This window comes from Microbacterium meiriae, from assembly GCF_040686935.1.
Classification (GTDB): domain Bacteria; phylum Actinomycetota; class Actinomycetes; order Actinomycetales; family Microbacteriaceae; genus Microbacterium; species Microbacterium meiriae.
On sequence record NZ_JBFBMF010000003.1, the window covers coordinates 587,064 to 608,116 of the forward strand.

The following is a 21,053-nucleotide window of genomic DNA, read 5'->3' on the forward strand; positions in this document are numbered from 1 at the left end:
CTACTGACCCGCGCCCCGTTCGACCCTGGGGATCGTCCCGCAGTTCCGCGCCGTCACGCCGAGCGGCGACGCTCCAGCCGGACGACGGCGACGAGGACTCCAGCCGCAAGAGCCCCGAGTCCTCCCATGGCCATGTCGCCGATGGTGTCTTCGTAGGTGACGAAGATCTCGTCGGTGACGAAGGTGCGGCCCGCCCACTCGATCATCTCCCACACGGCGCTCGCCGCGAGCCCGATCACGGTGCAGAGCACGAGGGGGATGCGGGCGCGGAACGCCGCGGACTCCTGCGCCGTGACGATGCCGAGGCGGGAGAGCACGAGGTAGCCGGTGGCGGCGAGGGCTCCCGTGCAGACGAAGTGCACGACGAGGTCCCACCCGGTGAGCGTGCGGTACAGGTCGAACACGTTGCTCGCGGCGGCGACGAGCACGATCAGGCCGATGGCGAGATCGATGCCGCCGCGCATGCCGAGGACGCGGGGGAGCATGAGGGCGGGCAGGGCGAGTGCGAGTATGCCCGCATCCGTCGGGGTCGACCAGATCGCCGCGACGAGGACGCTGAGGACGCCGATCACACGAACGGCGTCGGCGCCGTACTCGGCGATGGAGTGCGGCGGGCGGAGGAAGTCCTCCTTCATGCGGTCTCCTCGGGTGGGATGGCGCCGGGGGCGAGGTCGATCAGGGCCTGCACGGCGAGATGATCCGACGGCCAGCCTCCTCCATACTGCCGGGCGTTGATGCCCGCCCGGCGCACGGGCAGCGCGGGGGAGGTGAGGATGCCGTCGATGCGGCGTCCTCGGCGGGGTGACCGGTAGCCGGCGAACGTGCTCCAGGCCGGTGTGCGGCGGGAGACGGCCGCTGTCCACGAGTCGCGGAGGACGTCGTCGGCTTCGAGGGCGCTCCACGGTGCCGTGCCGGCGGGGGCGTTGAAATCCCCGAGGAGGACGACGGTGCTCTCCGCTGCGGCGGCGACGTCGTGCACCGCCTGCGCTTGACGGAGCCGGGCCCACGGCGAGAACGCGTCGAGGTGGGTGTTGAGCACGGTGAGGGCGGCGCCGGTGCGGCGGTCACGGAAGGACGCCTCCACCACCACCCGCGGGGAGACGCTCAGCCAGGAGCGGGAACCGGGGCGGTCGGGGGTGCGGGAGAGCGCGACCTGTCGCCAGCCGCCCAGTTCCAGTCGGTCGGCGTCGTAGAAGAGCGGACAGCCCTCGCCGCGGGGTCCGGCGAGGCGGCCGTGGCCGACGCGGTGGAACGACGGGCCGAGCGCGGCGGAGACCTCGGCAGCCTGCGCGGGCAGGGCCTCCTGTACGCCGAGGACGTCCGGCCGCTCCGCGCGGAGGAGCGCGGTGAGCCGGGGACGTCGAACCGACCAGCGGTCGGCGGGCGGCCAGGCGAGCGCGCCGAGGTCGCGGCGGATGTTGAGGGTCATGACGTGCAGCTCGGTGGTGGACGGCGATCCGAGGAGCGGCGCGGTCATCGGCGGGTTCCCGGCGCGGGGACTCCGAGGCGGTGCAGCACCCGGCGCAGCGCGAGCCGCACCCAGCGCACGGGAGGGAAGTCCTCCGGCCAGTGCACGAGGACGGTGCGAGCGCCGATCCAGGAGCGGCGGGCGAAGGAGCGTCCGCTGCCGAACGGGCGCATGGAGATGCCCATATCGGTGTGCAGAAGCCAGCGGATGCGGTGGCGCTCGCCGACATGGAAGGCGAGGTCGAGGTCGTCGTGAAGCGCGGCATCGTCGCGGTGCACCCGGTCGCGGACAGCGAGCCAGGCCGAGCGGCGGAGGGCGAGGTTCGATCCGAACAACGGCGCGTGGCCCAGCGCGGAGCCGCACACGACGACGTAGGAAAGGAGGTAGGCCGCCGCGAGGGGCCTCCGCAGGAACCGGGGACCGTCGACGAAATGCGCTCCGCCCGTCCACGCTCCGACCCGCGGATCCCGCACGTACGCGGCCGTCATCGTCTCGACCCACCGCGGCCCCGGTACCCCGTCGGCGTCGAGCCGCAGGATCACGTCGCCCGTCGCCGTGTCGTACCCGGTCGCGCTCGCGGCCGGGATGCCCGGAGTCTCGCACCGCACGACCCGCGCGCCGTGCCGGGCGGCCACCGCGGCCGAATCGTCGGTCGAGGCGTTGTCCACGACGATGATCTCGTCGGGCGGGAGTGTCTGCCGGGCGAGGGCGCGGAGGCACCGCCGCAGTTCCGCCGCGTCGTCCTTGACCGGGATGACCACGCTCAGGGTCGGTTCGGGGGCGGCTGGTGTGGCGCGGTGCACGTCGTCTCCTCGCAGGTCTGCTCCTCAGCCTAGGGAGCGCGACGACGGGCGACGTACCGGTTGACACCGGGGCGGGCGGCTCGATACGGGATACATCCGGGTGTGGATAACTCCGCGGGCCGGGAGCGGATCGTTGCGAGGATGCAGGGATGGAGCAGACCGCGTCGATCATCGCCGACCTCGTTCGGCGTCGGCTGCGGACCGAGGGTGTGGATCACGACGCACGACGCCGGGGTCGCTCGCCGCGTGTGCTCGATACTCGGTGGCGCGGAGTCTCGCGCCGGGAATGATGGATCGCTCGAGGTGGTCACCGCCTCGAGCGCCGCGGAGATTGTCATAGCGAGCGGTGATGCCTTGCGCAGCCGAATCGTGCTCGACGGGCGTAACGCAACGCCGGAAACAGAGCTCTCGTCTCAGCTTGAGCGCGACCGATCGCTCGAGCTGTTCTCGCTCACAAGCGGCTCGTGGGGGTTCGCTCACGCGCTCGCCGCAGACGACACGGGGGCGCGGCTCGCTGGCAAGGGTGGCGCGACACGAGCGAGGCTCACACCTGAGCCCGTGAGCTACATATCGAGGACAGGGCCGACGGCAGGAACGCGAGTCAGTTTCGCCTCTCCTCGTCTCGAGCTCCTTGACTAGTTCCACGCGCCGCACGTCTCGCATCGGGCGTAGAGCTCGGCCTCGTGCGCGTCATCGCTGACGCATGGGCCGAAGGATGGGGGATCGGTGCGGGGTGCCATGCGCGCGGAGTCTAAGGTCGCGACGACGCGGAGGGTCGAGGTCGAGTGCGGCCCCGCCGATAGCATCGGGGCATGATCTGGGATAGCTGGACGGCGGGGATCTGGGCGAGCGTACTGGGGACGATGGTCGCGGCGCTAATCGGTATCGTCGGCCTCGTCGCGGTGCTGATTGTGGAGGCGAGTAGCCGTTACAAGGAGCGGCTCAACTCGGCGCTCGGCAGCGTCGTCGTGGCGCTCGCGGATCGCGCGAGGGAACTCGATGAGTGGTCGTCTCCGCCGCTGTCGCTCAACGATGGATTCCCTCAGCAGCAGATGGAGATTCAGCAGCGCGCGGGTCGCCGCGACGAGCCTGGCGGGCCATTGGATACGACCCTCCACGCCGCCGCCGAGGTAGCAAGTCTCGCAGCAACGCGCTGGTGGCACCGCAAGCCGGTATCCGCTCTTGCCGATGCGACGTTCGATCTTAAGTTGGCGGTCGTGGCCTGGCAGATCGCCTACGCCGGGAGGATGGCCGCTGACGTGCGCCGCTGGCGAACAGGGGTGCTCTCGCGTCGCAAGTTCATCGCGGCCATGCGGGACTACTAGAGCAAGGCTCAGGCGTCCGGAGACGCCTTCACGGCTCGGGAGCCGGAGGAGTAACGCCGAAAGGCCCCGTTCCGACGGGGTCGGTGCGGGGGCCGAGTTAGCGAGGCGTCTCAGACGGACGCGACGGCTAGACGTCAAGCGGTGGCTGAGTGAGGTGGCGAATGAACTTGTATCTCGCGTGTCCCTGGCTGACGCCGACAGAGTCGACTTCTTGAAGGCGCTTGGTGAGCATGAAGACTCGCGCCCCGAGTACGAACTCCGAATCAGACATGCGTTCGGGACCGACGTCCACTTTGTGCTTATGGTTCGCAGACCCCGTGACTGTAACGATGCCGCTGATGTCGAGCCCAGTGACCATGCCCTGCACTTGCGATAGCTCGTCCTTTTCCTCGGCGTTGAACAGCCGTAGGCCGTGAGCCTGGCCGCGGCGCGTCAGTACGGACTTGCGACGGGTGGCGTTTGAGCCCCACCACCGAGTTGATAGGTTCACGGCGTTCTCGTCGAGCGCCTCGACGAGTTTTCGTGTCTGACGTAGAAGCGCGTGATCTTCCTTGAACGCGCTCGCAATGGTTGCCGCGCTGGCTTCCTGTTCCAGAAGGTCATGCAACTCGGAAATCCTCAACACTGCGGAGTCGGCGGGATGCACATCGTAGGCCAGCTGCTCTGGCTCGGCGGAGCGGATCGGCACGCGAGGGCGGTAGTGCAGAAGCACGCTCCCGGTGCTGACGCCCACAAGCCCGAGTCGCACATCGTCTCGCACTGCCGAGGGGGCGGCGTACTCGACCTCCTGCATGAGGGGGCTCACGATCGCATCCTGCATGCCCTGATCGATCCAGCCGTCGCGGATGCTGTTGCCAGACAATCGCACGACCAGTAGGGATGACGCGGCCTCCGATGGAGCGATCCGTTGCGCTGCGTCGAACTGGGCGTCAAGCGCCGCGTCTCCGAGGTCGTCCTCGATTTCGGGGATGCCTTCGAAGAAGCGGGCGGCTCGTGTCTGACGCTCGGGCTCACGTCGGAGGTAGGCGCGGATGTCTTCCCTCATCGCACGATCACCTCCAGATAACCTCGGTCAGCCAACGTGGTTGGCGGGATCGGAGCCACGCGTTCGCCCGGCGGACGCACTCGACCCCACCAACTATCCAACCCCCCTCTGACAGCGAGCGCATCGCGCTCCGCGAGCGGCAGCCGGTCAGGGAGCAACGTCGACGCGATCGGAAGCCAGGGGATCGCGAACGGCTCGACATGGTAGGTAGCGACGATACTCTCGCGGTGGGCGATCAGCGCCTTGATTTTTCCTGAGCCAGGCTTCCCGCTCAAGGCGACGAGCGCGTCCTTGTCATAGATGGGAGACACATCGATGTCAGACGGCTCGAGGTAGCTCGTGGTGAAACTGCCGCCAATCCATAGCCCGCGAAGAATCTCAGTCTCGGCGAGATCCTCGGCGTCATCCCATGCGGTGAGGTAGCTCAGGAACCCTTCCCAGATAGCGGGTCGAGAAGTCGACGTGGGGAAGGCATCCACGAACTGCGCGTGAATCTCCGGCAGCGTCGCCGGGTGGCGACCTGGGGGGAGGTGTCCGTCTGCAAGCAAAAGGGGCAACGCATCTGCCTTTCGTTGGACTAATCCTGGCAGAGCGATGACTGGCGGCGCGTTTTATCCGCTTCCTTCGCCTCCAAGAGCCCTGATCTAGCCCGTTCGCTGCAATGCTTCGTGACCTTCGATGAGCCACTCAAGATTGTCGGCGGCATGCTCAATCGCAACGGTCATTAGGGTCAGGCGGGCGAGAGCATCCGCCACGCTTGCGCGGAGGCGGAGGCGAGTCGTGTCTGACGCCGTCTCGCCGGTCGGGTCGTCCACCTCGGAGGGGGTGCGGACGGACGAGCCGGCGCGACGCTCCCACTGTGCGCCGCGAGCGACGCGGAGGAGGTCGACAAGCCGCACGGTCGCCGCCGCGTGCGCAGTCGCGGCATCGCGGAGGCGGTGGTCGGGGTAGCTCATGCGTTGCTCACCCCGGAGGGCTGCGTGGCGATGCCGTCCTCGACGATGTAACCGAGCTCACGCCCGAAACGGTCGCGGGCGACGTGCAAAGTGCGTGCCGCGATGACGACGGGCTCGCCGAGAGGAACCTTGACCGGTGCGGGAAGAGAGTACTTGCTGCTCGGAATGAACGTCATAGGGGGCTCCTAGGATTGGGATATGGACACGGAGTTTGTGGCGGCGTTCAACGGCGGCCTGTGGTCAGGCATCGCCGTGTGGGCCGTGAGCGCCGCGGTGGTCGGGCTGATCGCCGTGGTGCGCAAGCGCCGAGCGCGTCGGCGCGAGGTGATTTCGCTGATGAATCGCGCGTACGCGGTGGCGTTCAGCGCGATCGACGAGCGGCTCTATGAGGACGCTTGGGTGGAAGACTCGGCGCTCCCGCTGCGCGACGCGAAGGCGCGATATGACGAGCTCACCGCGCAGGCACTCAACCTGTTCGAGCCTGCGGAAGCCGACGTCGCCTTCTGGTGCGCCGTTGAGCTCTACGCCGGGTGGCGCTCACCGCTCTACGGCCTGGCCGAAGCTGGGCTCCCTCGAGAGCGGAATGCCGACGGCACTGTCCTGCTCGACAACGGGTCGATGTGGCAGCCGTATGAGCTCCCGCGCGTGAAGATGCTTGCGGACTGGGCGAATGTCGTGTGGCCTTGGGATACGGGGAGCGCGAGGGGCCCGGCCTACGCGACCTTGGCGACGCCGGGCGACCGAGGACGCCACAACATCGTGCCTCCGAACTCTGACGTCAACGGCGACATGCTCCTGGCCTATGCGAATCTGATCCGTCCGCCCGAGTTCGACGCGACAGGACGGCGCGCACGCGAGCTACGGAAGATGTTTCCGCATGAGCTCGAGGGAGCGGAAGGTTAGAAGGGCGCGGGGACGGCGGCGGGCGCGGGATCGAGTCGCCACCAAGCGCGGTGCTCGGAGCGTCGCTCGAGGATCGACTCGTGGTGGAGGCCATAGTTATTCGCGCCATGCATGAGCTCATGAAGCGCGGCGCGTGCGACTCGATCAGCGTCGAGCCCCGGGCGATCAGCGATGGCCTCCTCGGCGTACCTCCCAGCGGCGAGGCGCGCTGCTGAGAGCGTCCAGCCGCCGCGAGGCGTCTGAACAGTCCACGACCGGAGCCGCGCGTGCCCGAGACGTGGGTAGAGTTTCTGTGGGGCGTCCTGGCCTGGCGCGACGATGTCGAGCGGGAGTCTCACTTGCGTCCGCCCCATCGGGCACCAGCGAGCGCCGCCCCCGCAGTCGAGGCGTCAGTTGCCGCCTGGCGGATGCGCGCGTCAGAGAGCGCCGGGAGCGCGACACGGCGCTGCGCGCGGGCCTCAGAGACTCCGGGATGGAGGGCCTGCGCGCCGCGGGCATTGATGAGCATCAGACCATCCGCGGAAACCCTGTGCGTCGAGGGCCTCCGCGGTCGCGAGCATATTGCACGCCTCGGAGAGAGTCGTCGATTGCTCGGGAGTCAGGTCGCCCTCGTGGGCATGCTCTATAGCGAGATGAGTCTCCTTGACGGAGTCGGGCCACGTCTTCGGGAGGCCCGCATAGCGGTCGTTCGGGGTGGTCATGTGGGCCTTTCGGGAGGAGGGGAGACGCAGGAGGGGAGTGGCGGCGCGGGCTATGCACCAAATCGTCTGCGCATGGGCAGGCGGACGCTATGCCTCCCCGGGCTGGGAGACATGGGGAGGGGAGAGTGACCCCCAGGGGTAGCGCTGGCGCCGCACTGAGCTCGAGCGGCGAGGAGCCGCTACTGTCGGGGCAGGAGATTGTCTGGGTGGAGCCAATCGCTGACGGCTCGGGGCATTGGGTGAAGGTCAGGGACTCGGAGACGTTCCCGAACGGGAAGGCCGCGAAGCTTCCGACGTGGCGATCGATGACAGATGCGGAGTCGCTCGAGGCGCTCGACCTCACGCTCGGTAGCTGGGGACTGCACCGCACGGGCTCGTTGCATAAGGGCGATGATGGGCGGCTCTACGTCACCATCGTCGAGCACGGCTAAGAAGCGCCGCGGACTGCCGCCGCGTCACGTCTACGAAGACCTCGCGGACGTGGCTCAGAGGGCGGATGTGTACGCCGCTGCGCCGGAAGCGGAGCGGGTCGCTGCGATCGCTGAGCTCACTCGCCGACGGACAGCGTTCTCGGCGACATTCGCCTCGACTGTCGCGGCGCTGGTCATTGCCGCGATCGTCGGGCTAGGGCTACGCCGTCAGGCGCATCTTCGGCGATATGTGCCTCGACGCGGGCGACGAGCGTGGCGCGGGTCAGCGTCTCGCCCGGAGCAAGCGGCTCGACCTCGAGCTCGAAGCCGAGCGCGGTGTCGACGGCGTCGAGCTCAGCGCCCCTCCTGCGCTCGAACCTCAGCGGACAGAGCCTCCAGCGCTCGTGCCCCCTCCCAGAAGTGCGCGTCGAGCCACTCACGAGCGTCCGTCGAACCGCGGTGCTTGAATCGCGCTCTCGTCGTCTTCATCGACAGGAGGGTATCGCGATGGTCGCTGCGAACCCGACTGGTGTGGCGCGATGCACGTCGTCTCCTCGCAGGTCTGCTCCACAGCCTAGGGAGCGCGACGACGCGGGACGTACCGGTTGACACCGGGGCGGGCGGCTCGATACGGAGGCGTCAGGACGAGCCCTCGATGCAGACAGCCTGGCCCTCGACGAACGTGTCGATCGCGGTCCGGCGGAGTGCCTGCTCGCGGTCGGGGTCCGCGGCGTCGCCGTTCTGGACGCCGACGCGGTAGTCGTAGAGCGCGCGCAGGTCGTCGCTCACGGCCGTCGCCGACTCCTGTACCTCGCCGTCGACGTCGAGATCGGCGTACTCGTCCGCGAGCTCCTTCAGGCGCTCGGTCTGCTCCGGGCTCGGCGTGCCGCCGACCGTGTCCTGCGCGAAGAAGGCCTCGAGTTCGGTGTCGACGGCGGCCACGCTCTGGCACTCCAGGAGATCGGGACCCCCGGTGCAGCCGGACAGGAGCAGAACGCCGAGGAGCCCGCACGAGACAGTGAACCGCTTCATGCCTGCACCGTATCGGGTGCCGGACCGCCTCCGTTCGGAGGCCGCGCACGGGGGTGTGGATAACTCCGCGGGGCCGGAGCTGATCGTTGCGAGGATGCAGGGATGGAGCAGCCCGCGTCGATCATCGCCGACCTCGTTCGGCGTCGGCTGCGGACCGAGGGTGTGGATCCGGCGATCGACCCGGAGCGGGCGCGGGAGGTCACCCGGGCGGAGGTGCGGCGCCACGACGATCGGGCTCTCGCACGGGGCGGCGTGCTCGTGGAGGACGAGGCGGCGTGCGTGCGGGACGTTCTCGCGGCGGTGAGTGGGTTCGGCGCTCTGCAGCCCCTGCTCGACGACCCCGGCATCGAGGAGGTGTGGATCAACGGAGACGGGGTCGTGCATACCGCGCGGGGTGGTGTGGCGGAGCGGACAGCGCTGCGGCTGGACGAGGCGACGGTGCGGGATCTGGTGGAGCGCATGCTGCAGGCGACGGGGCGGCGCGTGGACATAGGGCAGCCGTTCGTCGATGCCTCGCTGCCGGACGGTTCGCGGCTGCACGTGGCGATCGCCGATGTCGTCCGCGGGTCCTGGGTGGTCAACATCCGCAAGTTCCTTCCCGGGCACCGCTCGCTCGACGCGCTGACGGCGCAGGGCGCGCTGACTCCCGAGGCCGCGCATGCCCTGGGTGAGGCGATGCGGGCAGGTGCGTCCGTGATCGTGTCCGGGGCGACCCACGCGGGAAAGACGACCATGCTCGGGGCGTTGCTCGCCGCCTGCGCGGCGGACCAGCGCATCATCACGGTCGAGGAGACATTCGAGCTCGCGGTGGACGGTCCTGATGTGGTCGCGCTGCAGGGGCGCCAGCCCAGCCTCGAAGGCACGGGTGAGATCACGCTGCGACGATTGGTGAAGGAAGCCTTGCGGATGCGACCGGATCGCCTCGTGGTGGGGGAGGTGCGCGATGCGGAGGCCCTCGACCTCATGCTGGCACTCAACACCGGCGTCCCCGGCGCCTGCACTGTCCACGCCAACTCCGCTGCGGAGGCGCTCGACAAGCTGTGCCTGCTGCCGCTCCTCGCCGGGCGGAACATCGACCGCGGCTTCGTCGCTCCGGCGATCGCGTCGTCGGTCGATCTCGTCGTCCACTGCGCGCGGGATGCGGCAGGCCGACGATACGTCGAGGAGATCGTCGCCCCGACGGGTGAAGTGGTCCAGGGACGGGTGCTCAGCACTCCGGTCTTCGGCGCCGCCGCACACCGGCCGCTACGGTCGACCTCGGTCGGTTCGGGGGTCCTCGCATGACGATCCTCCTCGGCGCGACGCTTGCGGCCGGCGTGCTCCTGACCCTGTCGCCATGGCTGTGGCCGACGGCAGAGCGCTCCACCTCCACGGCGCACCGCGGACGCCTGGTCCGTCTGGCGGGTGAGGCGGGGTTCCCGTCCCTGCAGACCCGCTCCCTCGTGATCGGCATCGCCGGCGCCGCCCTCGGTGCGGCGTCCCTCGTCTGGCTCGTCACGGGGAGTGCCGCGCTCGCGGTCCTCGCCGGGATCGCCGGCGGGACTGCGCCGATCGCCTACCTGCGCGGCCGACGACTCCGGCTGCGGCGTCTGCGCCGGCAACTCTGGCCCGATGTCTGTGACCTGCTGATCGCCGCTATCCGCGTCGGCCTGTCGCTTCCGGATGCGGTGGCCACCCTCGCCGAGTCGGCGCCCCCGGCGCTCCGCCCCGCATTCGGCGTGTTCGCCCGAGACCTGCGGAGCAGCGGACGGTTCGACGCGAGTCTCGACCGGTTGAAGGTCGTCCTCGCCGATCCGCTCGGGGATCGGATCATCGAGACGCTGCGGATGGCGCGGCAAGTCGGCGGCACCGAGCTCATCGGCGTGCTGCGGGCGTTGTCCTCATCCGTCCGTGCTGACGCGGCGCTCCGCGGCGAGGTCGAGGCGCGGCAGTCGTGGATCCGGGGAGCCGCCGTCCTCGGCGCCGTGGCGCCGTGGATCATCCTCACCCTCCTGATCCTCCGTCCGGAGGGGGCGAAGGCGTACAGCACACCGGAGGGCATCGTCGTGATCGTCGTGGGCGCGGTCGTCTCGGTCGTCGCGTTCCGCCTCATGATCCGCATCGGTCGGCTGCCCGAGCCCCGTCGGTGGTTCGGGTGAGTGGGCTCTCCGCGCTGGCCGTGGCCGTGCTGCTCGGCGGTGGCTTCGCGGCGGGGTTCCTGGCGCTTCTCTCCGGCCTGCCGCGGTGGCGCGCTGCGTCCCTCGCTTCACGGATCGCGCCGTACATCCGCGACGTCGTCGACGATGACGTGCTGCCGCGGGAGGCTCTTCCCCGGGCCGGCGCGTTGCCTGCCGGTGGATTCCGCCTGGGAACCCTCGGTGGGGAGATGATCGACCGCGTCCTCGGCGGGAGCGAGGGACTCCGACGACGACTCGCGCAGGCGGGCTCGCCCCTCGATCCCGTCGCCTTCCGTGGACGCCAGCTCGCCTCAGGTGTGGTCGCGCTCGTCTGCGGAGCGCTCGCCGTCATCGTCCTCGTGCTGATCGGTCGGTGGTCCGTTCCCGTCGGTGCCATCCCGCTCCTGGCGGGAGCGGCGGGCGCCGTCGGCTACGACATGCGACTCTCGGCGCGGGTGCGGGCACGGAAGGTGCGCCTCACCGAGGAGTTGCCGACGACCCTGGAGTTCCTGGCCCTCTGCCTCTCTGCGGGCGAGGGCTTCCTCGACGCCGTGAAGCGCGTGGCCGGCGTGGGGTCGGGGGAGCTCACGGTCGAGCTGCGTCGCGTGATCGTGGAGGTCGGGACGGGGTCGTCCCTCGCCGACGCGCTGGCCGCCATGGCGGGTCGGCTGGAGCTTCCGGGGCTGACCCGAGCCGCGGACCAGATCGTCGCCGCGCTCGAGCACGGAGCACCCCTCGCCGCGGTGCTGCGCGCGCAGGCCGATGACACCAGGGAGGAGGCCAAGCGCACGCTCATCGAGCAGGCCGGACGGAAGGAGATCTTCATGCTCCTGCCGTTGGTCTTCCTCATCCTGCCGTTGTCCGTCGTGTTCGCGATCTACCCTGGCCTGTTCATCCTGCGGCTCGGCATCGGATGAGTGGTCGTCGGGGGAGGCCGTGGGGGCTTACCTTTTGTCTATGGGAAGTCTCGAGTACAACAGCTCTCGTCCGCCGATCGAGGTCGACGACACCGTGCTGGCGCATCTGAAGATCGTGATCTCCACGAAGCTCCGTCGCCAGGAGAGCTTCATGATGACGTGGCCGTCGGGGAAGAAGAGCCCTGGCCGACTGTCCGCGTGGATGCACCCGGCGATCCCGCTGGTGCTCGAGTTCGACGCCGAGCCGCCGCCGGCGATCGATCCGGCCCGGGTCAGTCACATGATGGAGCGGCTGAACGCCCGCGGTGAGCTCGTCATCGACGAGTTCACCTCCTGATCCCACGGCGGCTCTCCGCGGCGCTCAGACGTCCCAATCCGGCAGTCCGCCGAGGTCTGAGGCGAGGCTCCCCTCGTCGGAGGCCTTGACCTGGAAGAGGAAAACCCGCGAGGTCGGGTGGACGAGCACGCTCGCCAGGCCGTCCGACGTGGCGAACGAGACGAAGGTGGGTTCAGCGCGCGCGGCGGCCTCGATCCTCTCTCGGAGGGCGGCGACATCGGTGCCGCGAGGCAGGGGATAGGTGAGCCCGTCGATCTCGACTCTGGCCCGCATCTCATCGTCAGGTCCAGGGCGCATGCGTGACAGGCTATCCCTCGTCGGGATGACCGGACCCGGGGTTGTGCGATTCGCGTGACGGGAGTACAGGGCCTCGCCGCTTCGCCCTCCGCGCGCCGATGACGATGACGATGACGGCGACGAGGATCACCACGCCGACGACGATCGCGATCAGCACCGGAATCGACGGCAGCAGGGGGTTGGGCTCCATAGGCGGGAGCCTATTGCGTTCTCGGAGCTTCCGGTAAGAGGCCATGAAGTCCGACCCTGTGGATAGCGTCCGCGCCGCGGCAGGTCCCCGATGCACACAAGACCCCCACCTGGCCTCCTGGCTTCGACCCGGCGCCCCGCCTCGGTCGTGCGGCGTTCCATGCGTCGACTGTCGGCGAACTCGGTGCGTGCCAGGTACCGCTCCATCATTCCTCTATCGAGCAGCGAGCACCCGTCTTGAACCAGCCATCTGTGTTCCAGCGCCACTCACCGACCGTGAAGTCGTCGGACCGGATCCGGACCTCCGAGGAGTAAGACGCACCGACGATGATCGAGTGCCACTCGTGACCAGGCGACGCGAAGTTGACCACGGAGCCCGCGAGGGAGGAGCCGAGGTCTTCGGTCGATCGCAATTCGATCGCCTCCTCCTGGTCTTCGGACTCGTATGAGACGGCGTACCAGTCGTCGGCGTCCGAGAAACAGGTGACATAGTCCACCGAGCCGTCGGAGTTGATTCGGAGCGCCGAGGGGTGAGTTGCGGTGCAACCCGTGAGCACGACCACGGCGCCGACCACGGCGAGCGACAGCGCTCTCTTCCTCTGCGTGCGCATGGAAAGACGCTATAAGGCACGATCGAGTGCGTGATCTGTCGATGCCCGATCGTTACCTCGATTGGAGTGGCGAGCGACGTTGCGCTCGGGATCAGGACGCATTCATGCTGATGACCGCGGGGCTGGCTTCGGCGCGCGCCAGGCGCTCGCACCGGCCGCGTCGTCCGCGGCGCGACGACGCGGGATCGACATCGCTGGAGCCGTTGAGGGGTCCGTGCATCCGGGCCTGTGGATAACGTTCGCGCCGCGGCGGGTCTCCGATGCACACTGGCCCCATGATCTCTCGTGCGCGCTCGATGCTCCGTGTCTTCTACGACGACGAACGGGGAGACGTCCCGGGCTGGGTGCTCGTCACCCTGATGACCGCGGGCCTCGTCGTGCTCATCTGGGCGGTTGCCGGGCCCGCGCTCACCTCCCTCTTCGAGCAGGCCATCCAGCGGGTCTCGGGGCTCTGACATGCGTGCGCCTGCGGGGATGACGGATGACCGCGGATCGAACCCGGTGGAGTTCGTGCTCGTCGGCACCCTTCTCACCGCGCTGACCCTCGCTGTGCTGCAGCTGGCGTTCGCGATCTACGTGCGCAACGTCGTCCACGATGCGGCCGTCGAAGGCGCGTACTACGCGGCGCTCGCCGACACGACCGCCAAGGAGGGGGAGGAGCGGGCGCGCGAGGTCATCCGTCGCGCGATCGGCCCCTCCTACGCCGACGACATCACGGTCACCTCGGCGCGGCGGGAGGGACAGGAGACCGTGGAGGTCCGGGTCCGGACGACCCTCCCGGTATTCGGCCTCGTCGGTGTCCCGGCAGCCCTGCAGGTCGAAGCCTCCGCACCGGCGGAGTCGTTCGATGCGCGATGACGCGGGATCGAGCTCGCTGGAGTTCATCACGGTCGGGGTGATCCTGCTCGTGCCGCTGCTGTACCTCGTGATCGCCGTGGGTTCGGTGCAGGAGCAGTCGCTCGGCGTCGAGGCCGCGGCGCGGCAGGCCGCACGTGCCATCGCCTCGGCACCTGACGTCGCAGGGGCCGCAGCCCGCGGGGAGCAGGTGCTGGACGGGATCGTCGCGGAGTACGGCATCGATCGCGGAGCGGTCGACGTCGCGGTGTCGTGTCGCCCCCGGGCATCGGCCTGTCCGGCGGCGGGAGCGACGGTGGTCGTCACGGTCTCGACCCGGGTACCGCTGCCTCTGGTACCCGGGGTCCTCGGACTCGACCAGGCGACGTCCGTCCCCGTGGAAGCCGTGTCGGTGCAGAAGGTGTCGCGGCGATGGGGTGGGGGATGAGGGGGCGCGGCCTCGCCCTGAACCGGCGCGGAACGGGCGACGACGAGGGGAGCGTGCTGCTCCTCGTCCTCGGCTACCTGATCCTCGCGCTCGCCGTGCTGTTCGTGTGTGTCTGCGCCACCGACCTCTACATCTCTCAGAAGCGCCTGGACGGGCTCGCGGATGCGGCAGCGCTCGCCGGGGCGGACGGCTTCACGCTGCAGGTAGAGGGGGAGGTGCCCCGTGCGACGCTCACCGACGCGGGGGTGGCCGAGCAGGCGATGCCGCTCGTCCGTTACGCGGGGGTCGAGGCGACCATCGTCGACGCGGGCACCCCGGACGGCGTGAGCGCGCGTGTCACCGTCGCAGCGCTCTGGCATCCGCCGCTGCTCTCGCCGTTCGTGCCCGACGGGGTGCCGCTGCAGGCGTCCGCGACGAGCCGCACGGCGCTGCGCTAGCGACCGGGCGCTCAGTCCTCGGACGGGTCCGGCGTGCTCGGCGGCGTGCGAGGGACGAACCGGGGGATCCAGCGGAGGAACCCGGCGGCGCCGGCGAGGAGGCGGCGCATCGCTGGCAAGACTCCCAGGGCTTCACGTGCGTGGACGGATCCCACTGCCGTAGATCGCGCCGTCAGCGGACACCCACTCGCCGAGGACCTGGCGCCGGTGCCAGAAGCCGATGTACTGGGAGCGAGTCGCGTCTTCACCGTGTCCGAGAGGGACGGGTTGTCGTCCGACTGTCCGCCAGTCGAGAGACACGTCGAAGGTCGAGCCCGACCTCGGTGTCCGCGTGCGAGACCACAAGGAGCGCCCGTTCCCCTGAGGGCCAGGACCGAGTAGACCCCTACCCAGCCTCTGGGCCGGATAGGGGTCTTTCGCCGTTGGGCCGACAGCCTAATTGCAATTCGGCGCGAGTTCGTATGCCGTGGTTCCTTCTGCTGTGCTCTTGAGGCCCCCGGGCGTCTCGTAAGTCACTCGCATCCGGTGGGCTGTGCCGGTCTGTCCCTCGAGCTCCACCACTACGACAACCGAGTAGTGCTGTCCTGCTTCTAGTCGAGCAGATTCGGCGGGGATCCTCTCGTCCCACAGGCCCCCTACCTCATCGCTGAGGACCGCGACCGGCTGAGCCCCAATCGCTGTTGTTCCGTCCCTGAGCGCTATCACCGATGCGGAACCTACGGTCTTCAAGCCCGCTGAGTCGAGCAGCTCCACGGACGAGACGGTGACGTCTGACTCGGCCTTCACGGTCTCTCCTAGAGCAATTTCCTCGTTGTTGGCAGCGGGTATGCAGAGCGTTCCCACGTCGCCCCCTATCGCAAGGTACGCGGGTTCTGAGGGGGTGCACGCGGTGAGCACCAGTGTGGCCGCCGCCGCCATCGCAGCGGCAGCCACACGGTTCGGGTTCCGTGAAGTCATGTCTACTTCACTACTAGAGTCCCGGGCGTCGCTCCTGGGTATCCCTGGGATCCGCACAGTGACTTGGCCGCTGTGAACTTGATCGTCACCTTGCTCGTGGTGGAGTACCCCGTCTTAGCGCTCAGATCGAATCCGACGTAGGCCGAAACGTCGGCGCCGCCCGAGATGGTCTGTGCCGTGGAACTCGAACGAGTGAATGTGGATCCGGACACATAGCTCGTGCAATATGAAGCGCTTACTGACGCGGTGCTCGTGGAGGTTCCTCCCACGTGAGCAACGGGGCGCAGAGAACGTGACTGTTCCCCGGTGCCCGTGCAAACGGTCTTGAAGACCTTGTACTGGAACTGAGTCTTAAAGGCGCGACCGCCCGTTCCCGTGAGCGACGGCCACGTCGTCGACGTGGAGCTTGCCCTGCTCACGCTGACGCTCCCGCTCGCGCCCCAGGATCCGCTCGGCGTCTTCACTGCAACGCCAAGTGTCGAACTCTGCGACGACGAATATGAGAATGAGGCGGAGAATCCACTAGTCGCCGAGGAGCCAACTCTGCCCACCTGCACCCAGTAGTTGCCTGCAACGCCCCCCGTCTATCTGTCCGCAGGCCAGCGCCGCAGCTGCGATCGAGGACGAGGACGATCGCTTCGCCGCTGTCGCCTGCGCATTGAACTCCTGCGAAGACACAGACGCTTCGATATCGAGGGACCGGACTCCCGCCTGCAGGTTCTCCTCTTGGGTGAACGAATAGTCCGAGATCAGGGACCCGTCTGGGCCGTAAACCAACGCCTGATAGTTGACCGCCTCGTCCGCCTTGACCTTTCGTGCGGCCAATGCCGTATCGACGGGGACGAAGAAGCGGCCGTCCCTCCCCGTCGTACCGACGCCGACTGGGGTCATAGGTACGGGATCGCAGCTGCAGCGGATCTCTTGAACACCGTTTTCTCCGATCGATCGCCTTCCCCAATGGAGGCGTAAACAAGGGCAGGATAATTGCGGACACGCTTACTGTCTGTAGGCCGTATGGGGGACAACTCAGAACCTGATCGACTGTGTCGATCGTCATCCCGTCGGTGTCGTGTCATCGAAGGGAAACTCTGCGATGTCGCCAAACTGGGCGCGGTGAGCGCACAAGTCGTCGATCACGGGGCCGGGGTCGCCGGTACCGTTGCAGCGACCTGGCATCCGCCCCTGCTCTCCCCATTCGTGCCCGACGGGGTGCCGCTGCAGGCGACGGCGACGAGCCGGACGGCGCTGCGCTAGCGACCGGGCGCTCAGTCCTCGGACGGGCCCGGCGTGCTCGGGGGCGTGCGGGGGACGAACCGGGGGATCCAGCGGAGGAACCCGGCGGCACCGACGAGTCCGATCAGGCCCATGGCTCCCGCCGCGAACGACAGGGACGCGACCGCGGTGATGCCCGAGACGAGGAGCGGGGCGACCGCGCCGCCGGCATCGGTCAGCGTGCGCCACGACCCGAGGAACGCGGCGGGGTCGTGCTTCGGGGCGACATCCGCGCCGAGGGTCAGGAGGATGCCGCTCGACAGCCCGTTGCCGACACCGAGGACCGCGGCGAACATCCCGAACCAGAGCACTGCGGAGTCGACGTCGTGCGTGACCGATAGGGCGAGGAACCCGGCACCCATCAGCACCATCGCGGGCATCGCCGCCCAGAGCCGGCCGAAGCGGTCCATCACCTGGCCGCTGGCGTAGAAGAGGGCGAAGTCGATGGCTCCGGAAACGCCGACGACAAGGGCGATGGTCGAGGCGTCGAGGCCCAGCGAGAGTCCCCACAGCGGGAGGACGACCTGTCGCGCCGACCGCACCGCCGAGAGCGAGGCCGCGGCGAGCCCGAGCCGACCGAGCACTCCGCGCTGGCGCCACATCGTCTGGAAGATCCCGACCCGCTCGATGGTCGGGATCGACCCGCTCACGGCCTCGCCGCTGTCCTCCGCGAACCGGACGGCGGTCCGCAGTGGGGCGACGGTCTTCTCCGGATCCGGTCCGAAGAGCACGAGCACGACCATCACCACGAGGCAGGCGAGGAAGAACCAGATCGCGGCAGCCTCGGTGCCGAAGAGCTGCAGGAGGCCGGCGGAGACGAACGGGCCGATGAAGATGCCCAGGCGGAAGCTGCCGCCCAGCAGGGAGAGCGAGCGGGCGCGGAACGCCAGCGGCACCCGCGTGGTCATGAACGCGTGCCGGGCCAGCCCGAAGGCGGCTGCGCACAGGCCGAGGAGGAACACCGACGCCGCGAGGACCCCGAGTGACGGCGCGAAGACCATGCCGACGGCGGCGAGGATGGCGATGACGCCCGCGATCACCATCGTGAACCGCTCGCCGATGCGCCCCACGGCCCACCCGGCCGGGAGGTTGCCGCAGAGCTGGCCGACCACGAGCGCCGAGGCGACGAGGGCCGCGAAGGCGACGTCGGCACCCATCGACGCGGCGATGACCGGGATGAGCGGGATGACCGCACCTTCACCGAGGGAGAAGAGGACGGTCGGCAGGTACACCATCGGCCCGAACTGGCGGAGGACCGTGGATGCGCTGCTCACGTCCCTCACGCTACTCCGGTCGGCGCGAAGGGCCGGACACGCCCGTCCCCGCGCGCGCGGGCGGCACGTTAGGCTGAGGTGTCATGCTCGAACTAGATCTCTCCGCCGAAATCCAGGCGCTCAGGCACACCTTCGGCGACATCAGCGAGGTCGTCGATGTCAACCGTCTCCGCGAGGACATCGCGCGTCTCAGCGAGGAGGCCGGCGCGCCCGACCTCTGGGACGACACCGAGAACGCCCAGAAGGTCACCAGCGCCCTGAGCCACCGCCAGTCGGAGCTCGCCCGCATCACCGGCATCGCTCAGCGCCTCGACGACCTCGAGGTGCTCGTCGACCTGGCGAACGAGATGGGCGACGAGGAGTCGGCGATCGAGGCGCGCAAGGAGCTCCAGACGCTCACCGACCTCATCAACCAGCTCGAGGTGCAGACGCTGCTCGACGGCGAGTACGACGAGCGCAGCGCGATCGTCACCATCCGCTCCGGCGCCGGCGGCGACGACGCCACCGACTTCGCCGAGATGCTCATGCGCATGTACCTGCGCTGGGCGGAGCGTCACAAGTACCCCGTCAAGGTGATGGACACCTCGTACGCGGAGGGCGCCGGCATCAAGTCGGCGACCTTCGAGATCGACGCGCCCTACGCCTTCGGCACGATCTCGGTCGAGGCCGGCACGCACCGCCTCGCGCGCATCAGCCCGTTCGGATCCGCGGACAAGCGCCAGACGTCTTTCGCCGCCGTCGAGGTCATCCCGCTCATGGAGGAGGCGACCGAGGTCGACATCCCCGAGAACGACATCCGGGTCGACGTCTTCCGCTCCTCCGGCCCCGGTGGACAGTCCGTCAACACGACCGACTCCGCCGTGCGCATCACCCACCTCCCGACCGGCATCGTCGTGTCGATGCAGAACGAGAAGTCGCAGATCCAGAACCGCGCCGCGGCCATGCGGGTGCTGCAGAACCGTCTCCTGCTGCTGCAGAAGGAGCAGGAGGCCGCCAAGAAGAAGGAGCTCGCCGGCAACATCACCGCGAGCTGGGGCGACCAGATGCGCTCCTACTTCCTCTACGGCCAGCAGCTCGTCAAGGACCTCCGCACGGGCCAGGAGTCCGGTAACCCGGCCGCCGTGTTCGACGGCGACCTTGATGACTTCATCTCCGCGGGCATCCGCTGGCGCAAGCGCAAAGACGAGGACTGACCCACACGACGAAGGCCCCGGGAGCTCCCGGGGCCTTCGTCGTGTGGTGCGGAAGGATCAGCGTGCCGACGCCTCGACGGTCACGCGGGCGACCTCCTGCAGCATCTCGTCGGTGATGACGATCACGTAGGACGGGCTCTCGGCGACGTCGAACGAGACGGTGCCCTCCGCCGTCGTCCCGGCGTTCTGCTCCGTGGACTCGAGCGTCGCGTCGCCGAAGATGTCGTAGTCGCCCTCGACGCCGTCGGCCGTCTCGACGGAGAAGTAGAGCGGGTTGACGTAGGTCGTCCCGTCGAGCGTCTCCCAGGCCACGTCGATCAACAGATAGCCGCCGTTGGCGGCCTCGAAGTCCGTGCCGTTGGTCGGTCCGAACGTGGCGGAACGGATGGTGACCTCGGCCGTGCCCTCGAGCTGCGGCACGGCGACCGGCTCGCCCAGCGTGCCCTCGGCGACCTCACCCGTACCCGCGTCGCCGGTGTCGTCGGTCTCCGGCGCCGGGCTCTGGCTCGTGCCGTCGTCGTAGTCGGGAAGCGTGACCGGGCGCACGGTGTTCGCGACGGCCAGCACGAAGAAGATGCTCACGACGATCGCGACGATGCCGCCGAGCACCGACACCCCGAGTCCGGTGATCCCCGGCCACTTGGTGCCCTTCAGGAACAGGGAGATGAGCGAGACGATGAACCCGGCCGCCAGGAGGAACCAGGCGAACGGGAGCGTCAGGGGGATGAACGCGAGGATGAGGCCGAGCGCGGCGATCCCGAGACCGACGAGGCCGAGCACCGACATCTTCTTCGGGCCGTCGGTGGCCGGTGCCTGGCCCGGATAGGCGGCCTGTCCGGGGTACGCGCCCTGTCCGGGGTACGCGCCCTGTCCGCCCGGTACCTGTCCCGGGTAGCCGCCGCCACTCTGCGAGCCGGGGTACGCACTCTGCGCCGGGTATCCGCCCTGGCCCTGATACGCGTTCTGGTCGGGGGAGAACGGTGCCGCGGGGGGATAGGCCGCCGTGCCGCCGTCGGTACCGGCCGGAGGGACGATCGGTGCCGCGCCGGGGAGGTCGTGCGCGCCGCTGGCGGGCGCCGTCCAGTCCTGCGCGGGCTCGGGAGCGACGATGAAGTCGGTCGCGGGCTCGTCCGGAGCGATCTCCCGTTCGGCGGCGACGGGTTCGGGTGTGGAGGGCTCCGCTGCGGCGGTCGGTTCCTCCGCCGGGGGAGCGCCGTCGGAAGTCGCCGCGGAGGCGCTCTCCGCGGAGGTGCTGTCCGCGCCCGCGTCCTCAGCCGCCGCAGCGGTGGTGTCCTCGGGCGTCGCGGTGGTCTCCGGCGCGAAGTGTTCGGTCCACTGCTGGCCGTCCCACCGGCGCAGGCGCCCGGAACCGTCGTCGTACCAGCCGGCAGGTGTCGTCATGGGGGTCCCCTCCGTGTGTGCGCTCGCGTGGTGGACGCGAATCGACACTCCATGTATAGCAGCGGGCGCGGACCTCGGCGGGCCGAC

At 69.0% G+C, this 21,053-nt stretch carries 28 protein-coding genes; 14 read left to right on the plus strand and 14 right to left on the minus strand.

All coding sequences use genetic code 11. The annotated features are described in order from the left end of the window. Window positions 1-53: 53 nt before the first annotated feature. Genes AB0P08_RS12880 through AB0P08_RS12890 form a run of 3 tightly spaced genes read right to left on the minus strand, consistent with a single transcriptional unit; the run spans window position 54 to window position 2,271 of the window. Window positions 54-635 (minus strand): DUF2238 domain-containing protein, encoded by a 582-nt coding sequence (locus AB0P08_RS12880; RefSeq protein WP_187661910.1) that lies wholly within the window; start codon window positions 633-635, stop codon window positions 54-56. Next, window positions 632-1,477: an endonuclease/exonuclease/phosphatase family protein gene (locus tag AB0P08_RS12885; protein ID WP_363590099.1), complete on the minus strand. Its 846-nt coding sequence runs from the start codon at window positions 1,475-1,477 to the stop codon at window positions 632-634. The genes AB0P08_RS12880 and AB0P08_RS12885 overlap by 4 nt, the downstream gene beginning before the upstream one ends. Continuing rightward, window positions 1,474-2,271: a glycosyltransferase family 2 protein gene (locus AB0P08_RS12890; protein WP_363590100.1), complete on the minus strand. Its 798-nt coding sequence runs from the start codon at window positions 2,269-2,271 to the stop codon at window positions 1,474-1,476. Before AB0P08_RS12890 ends, AB0P08_RS12885 begins: the two co-directional genes overlap by 4 nt. An 812-nt stretch (window positions 2,272-3,083) precedes the next feature. On the opposite strand from AB0P08_RS12890, the gene AB0P08_RS12895 reads away from it, so the two are divergent. Continuing rightward, window positions 3,084-3,596: a hypothetical protein gene (locus AB0P08_RS12895; protein WP_363590101.1), complete on the plus strand. Its 513-nt coding sequence runs from the start codon at window positions 3,084-3,086 to the stop codon at window positions 3,594-3,596. A gap of 127 nt (window positions 3,597-3,723) precedes the next feature. On the opposite strand, the gene AB0P08_RS12900 is transcribed toward AB0P08_RS12895, so the two are convergent. The 4 genes from AB0P08_RS12900 to AB0P08_RS12915 form a co-directional block, all read right to left on the minus strand. Next, entirely contained in the window at window positions 3,724-4,641 is a 918-nt protein-coding gene (locus AB0P08_RS12900) for a hypothetical protein (RefSeq protein ID WP_363590102.1), read from the minus strand. Continuing rightward, window positions 4,638-5,198 (minus strand): DUF6932 family protein, encoded by a 561-nt coding sequence (locus tag AB0P08_RS12905; RefSeq protein ID WP_522727310.1) that lies wholly within the window; start codon window positions 5,196-5,198, stop codon window positions 4,638-4,640. Before AB0P08_RS12905 ends, AB0P08_RS12900 begins: the two co-directional genes overlap by 4 nt. An 87-nt stretch (window positions 5,199-5,285) precedes the next feature. Then, on the minus strand, window positions 5,286-5,597 hold the full coding sequence (locus AB0P08_RS12910; RefSeq protein WP_363590104.1) for a DUF7169 domain-containing protein: 312 nt from the start codon (window positions 5,595-5,597) through the stop codon (window positions 5,286-5,288). Beyond that, a complete protein-coding gene (locus AB0P08_RS12915) occupies window positions 5,594-5,773 on the minus strand; it encodes a hypothetical protein (protein WP_363590105.1) in 180 nt (59 codons plus the stop codon). Before AB0P08_RS12915 ends, AB0P08_RS12910 begins: the two co-directional genes overlap by 4 nt. Window positions 5,774-5,795: 22 nt before the next feature. Between AB0P08_RS12915 and AB0P08_RS12920 the strand changes: the two genes are divergently transcribed. After that, window positions 5,796-6,500, plus strand: coding sequence for a hypothetical protein (locus AB0P08_RS12920; RefSeq protein ID WP_363590106.1), 705 nt, complete (start codon window positions 5,796-5,798; stop codon window positions 6,498-6,500). A gap of 907 nt (window positions 6,501-7,407) precedes the next feature. Next, window positions 7,408-7,632, plus strand: a complete 225-nt coding sequence (locus AB0P08_RS12925; RefSeq protein WP_363590107.1) for a hypothetical protein — start codon at window positions 7,408-7,410, stop codon at window positions 7,630-7,632. A gap of 618 nt (window positions 7,633-8,250) precedes the next feature. Here the strand turns inward: AB0P08_RS12925 and AB0P08_RS12930 are convergent. After that, the gene (locus tag AB0P08_RS12930) at window positions 8,251-8,643 is read right to left on the minus strand and encodes a hypothetical protein (protein WP_363590108.1); all 393 of its coding nucleotides are present in this window, start codon (window positions 8,641-8,643) and stop codon (window positions 8,251-8,253) included. 102 nt (window positions 8,644-8,745) lie between these two features. On the opposite strand from AB0P08_RS12930, the gene AB0P08_RS12935 reads away from it, so the two are divergent. From AB0P08_RS12935 to AB0P08_RS12950, 4 genes are read left to right on the plus strand one after another with little or no spacing between them, the layout of a single operon-like run. Further along, on the plus strand, window positions 8,746-9,927 hold the full coding sequence (locus tag AB0P08_RS12935) for a TadA family conjugal transfer-associated ATPase (RefSeq protein ID WP_363590109.1): 1,182 nt from the start codon (window positions 8,746-8,748) through the stop codon (window positions 9,925-9,927). Continuing rightward, on the plus strand, window positions 9,924-10,781 hold the full coding sequence (locus tag AB0P08_RS12940) for a type II secretion system F family protein (protein ID WP_363590110.1): 858 nt from the start codon (window positions 9,924-9,926) through the stop codon (window positions 10,779-10,781). Before AB0P08_RS12935 ends, AB0P08_RS12940 begins: the two co-directional genes overlap by 4 nt. Next, complete coding sequence (locus AB0P08_RS12945) at window positions 10,778-11,716, plus strand: type II secretion system F family protein (RefSeq protein ID WP_363590111.1); 939 nt, start codon at window positions 10,778-10,780, stop codon at window positions 11,714-11,716. The genes AB0P08_RS12940 and AB0P08_RS12945 overlap by 4 nt, the downstream gene beginning before the upstream one ends. 40 nt (window positions 11,717-11,756) lie before the next feature. After that, window positions 11,757-12,053: a DUF7882 family protein gene (locus AB0P08_RS12950; RefSeq protein WP_187661902.1), complete on the plus strand. Its 297-nt coding sequence runs from the start codon at window positions 11,757-11,759 to the stop codon at window positions 12,051-12,053. Between the two features lie 24 nt (window positions 12,054-12,077). Here AB0P08_RS12950 and AB0P08_RS12955 read toward each other — a convergent pair whose 3' ends face one another. The 3 genes from AB0P08_RS12955 to AB0P08_RS12965 all read right to left on the minus strand — a co-directional run bounded on the left by AB0P08_RS12955 (window position 12,078) and on the right by AB0P08_RS12965 (window position 13,150). Next, a complete protein-coding gene (locus AB0P08_RS12955; RefSeq protein WP_187661901.1) occupies window positions 12,078-12,350 on the minus strand; it encodes a hypothetical protein in 273 nt (90 codons plus the stop codon). Window positions 12,351-12,360: 10 nt separating this feature from the next. Then, on the minus strand, window positions 12,361-12,540 hold the full coding sequence (locus AB0P08_RS12960) for a hypothetical protein (RefSeq protein WP_187661900.1): 180 nt from the start codon (window positions 12,538-12,540) through the stop codon (window positions 12,361-12,363). A 205-nt stretch (window positions 12,541-12,745) separates the two neighbouring features. Beyond that, on the minus strand, window positions 12,746-13,150 hold the full coding sequence (locus tag AB0P08_RS12965) for a hypothetical protein (RefSeq protein ID WP_363590112.1): 405 nt from the start codon (window positions 13,148-13,150) through the stop codon (window positions 12,746-12,748). 275 nt (window positions 13,151-13,425) lie between these two features. Between AB0P08_RS12965 and AB0P08_RS12970 the strand changes: the two genes are divergently transcribed. Genes AB0P08_RS12970 through AB0P08_RS12985 form a run of 4 tightly spaced genes read left to right on the plus strand, consistent with a single transcriptional unit; the run spans window position 13,426 to window position 14,869 of the window. Continuing rightward, the gene (locus AB0P08_RS12970) at window positions 13,426-13,605 is read left to right on the plus strand and encodes a hypothetical protein (protein ID WP_363590113.1); all 180 of its coding nucleotides are present in this window, start codon (window positions 13,426-13,428) and stop codon (window positions 13,603-13,605) included. Window positions 13,606-13,624: 19 nt separating this feature from the next. After that, window positions 13,625-14,008, plus strand: coding sequence for a TadE/TadG family type IV pilus assembly protein (locus AB0P08_RS12975; protein ID WP_268776852.1), 384 nt, complete (start codon window positions 13,625-13,627; stop codon window positions 14,006-14,008). Beyond that, window positions 13,998-14,432, plus strand: a complete 435-nt coding sequence (locus tag AB0P08_RS12980; RefSeq protein ID WP_363590114.1) for a TadE family protein — start codon at window positions 13,998-14,000, stop codon at window positions 14,430-14,432. The genes AB0P08_RS12975 and AB0P08_RS12980 overlap by 11 nt, the downstream gene beginning before the upstream one ends. After that, complete coding sequence (locus tag AB0P08_RS12985; RefSeq protein WP_363590115.1) at window positions 14,429-14,869, plus strand: pilus assembly protein TadG-related protein; 441 nt, start codon at window positions 14,429-14,431, stop codon at window positions 14,867-14,869. The genes AB0P08_RS12980 and AB0P08_RS12985 overlap by 4 nt, the downstream gene beginning before the upstream one ends. 435 nt (window positions 14,870-15,304) lie before the next feature. Here the strand turns inward: AB0P08_RS12985 and AB0P08_RS12990 are convergent, their stop codons facing one another. Further along, the gene (locus AB0P08_RS12990) at window positions 15,305-15,826 is read right to left on the minus strand and encodes a hypothetical protein (RefSeq protein WP_363590116.1); all 522 of its coding nucleotides are present in this window, start codon (window positions 15,824-15,826) and stop codon (window positions 15,305-15,307) included. A 375-nt stretch (window positions 15,827-16,201) separates the two neighbouring features. Here AB0P08_RS12990 and AB0P08_RS12995 point away from each other — a divergent pair, with 375 nt between their 5' ends. Both AB0P08_RS12995 and AB0P08_RS13000 read left to right on the plus strand, forming a co-directional pair. Then, window positions 16,202-16,390 carry a hypothetical protein gene (locus AB0P08_RS12995; protein WP_363590117.1) on the plus strand — a complete coding sequence of 63 codons (189 nt, stop codon included), beginning with the start codon at window positions 16,202-16,204 and terminating at the stop codon, window positions 16,388-16,390. 549 nt (window positions 16,391-16,939) lie between these two features. Beyond that, window positions 16,940-17,080, plus strand: coding sequence for a hypothetical protein (locus tag AB0P08_RS13000; RefSeq protein ID WP_363590118.1), 141 nt, complete (start codon window positions 16,940-16,942; stop codon window positions 17,078-17,080). 11 nt (window positions 17,081-17,091) lie between these two features. Here AB0P08_RS13000 and AB0P08_RS13005 read toward each other — a convergent pair whose 3' ends face one another. After that, the gene (locus tag AB0P08_RS13005) at window positions 17,092-18,333 is read right to left on the minus strand and encodes an MFS transporter (protein WP_363590153.1); all 1,242 of its coding nucleotides are present in this window, start codon (window positions 18,331-18,333) and stop codon (window positions 17,092-17,094) included. A gap of 122 nt (window positions 18,334-18,455) precedes the next feature. Here AB0P08_RS13005 and prfB point away from each other — a divergent pair, with 122 nt between their 5' ends. After that, window positions 18,456-19,565 carry a peptide chain release factor 2 gene (gene prfB / locus AB0P08_RS13010; protein ID WP_187661893.1) on the plus strand — a complete coding sequence of 370 codons (1,110 nt, stop codon included), beginning with the start codon at window positions 18,456-18,458 and terminating at the stop codon, window positions 19,563-19,565. Between the two features lie 57 nt (window positions 19,566-19,622). Here the strand turns inward: prfB and AB0P08_RS13015 are convergent, their stop codons facing one another. After that, complete coding sequence (locus tag AB0P08_RS13015) at window positions 19,623-20,966, minus strand: DUF2510 domain-containing protein (protein ID WP_363590119.1); 1,344 nt, start codon at window positions 20,964-20,966, stop codon at window positions 19,623-19,625. Between the last annotated feature and the right edge of the window lie 87 nt (window positions 20,967-21,053).